Raw genomic sequence first — 3,190 nt, 5'->3', positions numbered from 1 at the left:
GGGTTTGGTCGCTGTTTGTTGTTTGAGATTTGCATAGTGGACGCGAGCATCTTTGTGGCCAAGTTTTTTAGGGCACACGGTGGATGCCTTGGCATCAGGAGCCGATGAAGGACGTGGGAGGCTGCGTTAAGCCCCGGGGAGTCGCCAACCAGACTTTGATCCGGGGATGTCCGAATGGGGAAACCTAGCACCAGTCATGTGGTGTTGCCTCCGCCTGAATGTATAGGGCGGTTGGTGGTAACGCGGGGAAGTGAAACATCTCAGTACCCGTAGGAAGAGAAAACAAATAGTGATTCCGTGAGTAGTGGTGAGCGAAAGCGGATCAGGCTAAACCGTAGGCGTGTGATAGCCGGCAGGCGTTGCGTTTACGGGGTTGTGGGACCCTCTGACGGTTTCTGCCGAGACCGTAGACAGTAAGAAATCGATGAGATAGCCGAAGCTTCTGGGAAGTGGCGCCGTAGACCGTGAGAGTCGGGTAGGCGAAATCTTGTCGACTGTTGGAGGGGATCCCAAGTAGCACGGGGCCCGAGAAATCCTGTGTGAATCTGCCAGGACCACCTGGTAAGCCTAAATACTCCCTGATGACCGATAGTGAACAAGTACCGTGAGGGAAAGGTGAAAAGCGCCCCGGTGAGGGGTCGTGAAATAGTACCTGAAACCGTGTGCCTACAAGCCGTAGGAGCGTAAACGAGGCTTGCCTTGTTTGTGATGTGACTGCGTGCCTTTTGAAGAATGAGCCTGCGAGTTATGGTGTGTGGCGAGGTTAACCCGTGTGGGGGAGCCGTAGCGAAAGCGAGTCTGAATAGGGCGTTTGAGTCGCATGCTGTAGACCCGAAGCGGAGTGATCTAGGCATGGGCAGGTTGAAGCGCGGGTAAGACCGCGTGGAGGACCGAACCCACCAGGGTTGAAAACCTGGGGGATGACCTGTGTTTAGGGGTGAAAGGCCAATCAAACTCCGTGATAGCTGGTTCTCCCCGAAATGCATTTAGGTGCAGCGTTGCGTGTTTCTTGCCGGAGGTAGAGCACTGGATGGCTAATGGGCCCGACAAGGTTACTGACGTCAGCCAAACTCCGAATGCCGGTAAGTGAGAGCGCAGCAGTGAGACTGCGGGGGATAAGCTCCGTAGTCGAGAGGGAAACAGCCCAGACCACCGACTAAGGCCCCTAAGCGTGTGCTAAGTGGGAAAGGATGTGGAGTCGCAGTGACAACCAGGAGGTTGGCTTAGAAGCAGCCACCCTTGAAAGAGTGCGTAATAGCTCACTGGTCAAGTGATTCTGCGCCGACAATGTAGCGGGGCTCAAGTACACCGCCGAAGTCGTGGCATTCACACGTATAACTGAGCCTTTGTGGTTTAGGTGTGTGGATGGGTAGGGGAGCGTCGTGCGGCCGGTGAAGCAGCGGAGTGATCCAGCTGTGGAGGCTGTGCGAGTGAGAATGCAGGCATGAGTAGCGAATCAGAAGTGAGAAACTTCTGCGCCGGATGACCAAGGGTTCCTGGGGCAGGCTAATCCGCCCAGGGTAAGTCGGGACCTAAGGCGAGGCCGACAGGCGTAGTCGATGGACAACGGGTTGATATTCCCGTACCCGCTACGATGCGCCAATACTGAATCCAGTGATACTAAGGGTCCTTAAGTCCCTGACGCCCTTCGGGGTGTGGGTGAGGCTGAACGCCTGGCCTGAACTGGTAGTAGGTAAGCGATGGGGTGACGCAGGAAGGTAGCCCAGCCCAGGCGATGGTAGTCCTGGGGTAAGCATGTAGGGAGAACCGTAGGCAAATCCGCGGTTCGTATATCCTGAGATGTGATGCCGAGCCGATTGTGGCGAAGTGGGTGATCCTATGCTGCCGAGAAAAGCCTCTAGTGAGTGTCGTGGCGGCCCGTACCCTAAACCGACTCAGGTGGTCAGGTAGAGAATACTAAGGCGATCGGGTGAACTGTGGTTAAGGAACTCGGCAAATTGCCCCCGTAACTTCGGGAGAAGGGGGGCCTTCGCTGGTGACGAACTTTGCGTTCTGAGCTGGTGGGGGTCGCAGAGGCCAGGGGGAAGCGACTGTTTACTAAAAACACAGGTCCGTGCGAAGTCGTAAGACGATGTATACGGACTGACGCCTGCCCGGTGCTGGAACGTTAAGGGGACCGGTTAGTCGCACTTGTGTGGCGAAGCTGAGAACTTAAGCGCCAGTAAACGGCGGTGGTAACTATAACCATCCTAAGGTAGCGAAATTCCTTGTCGGGTAAGTTCCGACCTGCACGAATGGCGTAACGACTTCCCCGCTGTCTCAACCGCAGACCCGGCGAAATTGCACTACGAGTAAAGATGCTCGTTACGCGCAGCAGGACGGAAAGACCCCGGGACCTTCACTATAGCTTGACATTGGCGTTTGGAACGTCTTGTGTAGGATAGGTGGGAGACGGTGAAGCTATCACGCTAGTGGTGGTGGAGTCATTGGTGAAATACCACTCTGGTCGTTTTGAACGTCTAACTTCGGTCCGTGATCCGGATCAGGGACAGTGTCTGGTGGGTAGTTTAACTGGGGCGGTTGCCTCCTAAAGAGTAACGGAGGCGCCCAAAGGTTCCCTCAGCCTGGTTGGCAATCAGGTGTCGAGTGTAAGTGCACAAGGGAGCTTGACTGTGAGACCGACGGGTCGAGCAGGAGCGAAAGCTGGGACTAGTGATCCGGCGGTGGCATGTGGAAGCGCCGTCGCTCAACGGCTAAAAGGTACCCCGGGGATAACAGGCTGATCTTCCCCAAGAGTCCATATCGACGGGATGGTTTGGCACCTCGATGTCGGCTCGTCGCATCCTGGGGCTGGAGTAGGTCCCAAGGGTTGGGCTGTTCGCCCATTAAAGCGGCACGCGAGCTGGGTTTAGAACGTCGCGAGACAGTTCGGTCCCTATCCGCTGCGCGCGCAGGAGACTTGAAAGGAGCTGTCCCTAGTACGAGAGGACCGGGACGGACGAACCTCTGGTGTGCCAGTTGTTCCGCCAGGAGCACGGCTGGTTGGCTACGTTCGGAAGGGATAACCGCTGAAAGCATCTAAGCGGGAAGCTCGCCTTGAGATGAGGTCTCCCACCCTGTGAGGGGGTAAGGCTCCCGGTAGACGACCGGGTTGATAGGCTGGAAGTGGAAGCGCAGTAATGTGTGGAGCTGACCAGTACTAATAGGCCGAGGACTTGACCACAAAGCA

At 56.2% G+C, this 3,190-nt stretch carries 1 rRNA gene; it reads left to right on the top strand.

The annotated features are described in order from the left end of the window. Positions 1–56 precede the first annotated feature (56 nt). Positions 57–3,184 (top strand): 23S ribosomal RNA (locus ABZU75_RS45985). The last annotated feature ends 6 nt before the right edge of the window (positions 3,185–3,190 follow it).

Origin of the sequence: Streptosporangium sp. NPDC005286 (assembly GCF_040607515.1) — a bacterium.
Taxonomy (GTDB): domain Bacteria; phylum Actinomycetota; class Actinomycetes; order Streptosporangiales; family Streptosporangiaceae; genus Streptosporangium.
The sequence above is the reverse complement of the archived record's forward strand: the minus strand, read 5'-3'. Positions and strand labels throughout refer to the sequence as shown.